The sequence below is a fragment of the Alcanivorax sp. HI0083 genome (assembly GCF_001635175.1).
On sequence record NZ_LWFX01000192.1, the window covers coordinates 1 to 649 of the forward strand.

At 64.7% G+C, this 649-nt stretch carries 1 protein-coding gene; it reads left to right on the plus strand.

Translation table 11 applies throughout. From position 1 onward, the window contains the following. On the plus strand, positions 1 to 649 hold a 649-nt coding region (locus tag A3754_RS02040), incomplete at both ends, for a proton-conducting transporter membrane subunit (protein ID WP_304439772.1).

Consider the following 649-nt stretch of genomic DNA (forward strand, 5'->3'; position numbering starts at 1 on the left):
GTGGGTGGTGTTTGGCCTCAAGGCGGCCATGTTCCCGCTGTACTTCTGGTTGCCCGCTGCCTATGCCAGCGCCACTGCTGGGGTGGCGGCGCTCTTCGCGATCATGACCAAGGTGGGCATCTACGCCATGGTGCGGGTGTATGCCCTGGCGTTTGCCGATGGCCCCTTTGCCGGGCTGGGGCTGCAAGCGTTGTGGTGGCTGGCGCTGGTGACACTGGGGTTGGCCTGTATCGGTGTGCTGGGTGCGAAGCGGTTGGGCACGCTGGTGTCCTATCTGGTGGTGATGTCGGTGGGCACCTTGGTGGCCGCACTGGCCTTCGGTCAGCTGCAGGCATTGGGGCCGGCGCTGTACTACCTGCTGCATTCCACCCTGATTTGTGGCGGCTTGTTCCTGCTTACTGATCTGATTGCCCGCGGCCGTGGCGAGGTGGCGGATTGCCTGCAGATCGGCCCGGCGATTCTTAATGGCGGCCGGCTGTCGCTGTTGTTCTTTGTGGCCGCCATTGCCGTGGTGGGGCTGCCGCCGCTGTCCGGGTTTGTGGGCAAGGTGGCGTTGTTACGCAGCGTGCCAGACCCGACCTACTGGGTGCTGCTGTTGATCGCCGGGTTGTGTGGCCTGGTTGCCTTGAGCCGGGCTGGTTCCACCCTG